Below are 512 nucleotides of genomic sequence, written 5' to 3' on the forward strand. Positions count from 1 at the left end.
GTATCTAATACATACATTTCAGTATTAAAAATAGGCTTTCCTATAGGTATGGATTTACTATAATTCTCTCCTGGTTTTACTATATAATTAGTACATCCAACTACTGCTTCAGTCGGTCCATATTCATTTATTATGACTGTATTTGGAGCATGCTTTACCCAAAAATCAACATGTTTTGCGAGTAGAGGCTCCCCTCCTACTACAAAAGTATCTGTACAAAAAGCAGCATCTTCTTCAGAAACTTGATGAGATAATAACTCTAAATGGGCTGGTGTTAGCTTTATAACACTATATTTTCTTTTCCGAACCCATCTTCCTAATTCTTCTAAATCTAATCCCTCAGGAAATAAAACTACTGTTTCTCCTATACATAATGGAGAAAGCATCCCTGTAATTGTTAAGTCAAAAGATATTGATGACAGAACTAATGAACCTTGTCCACCATTCCCTTTATAATAATTTTGAGTGCACCAATTTAAATAATTTGTTAATCCTCGATGTGGAACCATGAC

General features: G+C 33.6%; 1 protein-coding gene. It reads right to left on the reverse strand.

Annotated elements, in window-relative coordinates:
- On the reverse strand, window positions 1-512 hold a 512-nt coding region (locus tag MR170_RS31010), incomplete at both ends, for an AMP-binding protein (protein WP_242310669.1).

This window comes from Bacillus cereus group sp. BfR-BA-01524, assembly GCF_022662595.1.
Classification (GTDB): Bacteria; Bacillota; Bacilli; order Bacillales; family Bacillaceae_G; genus Bacillus_A; species Bacillus_A thuringiensis_S.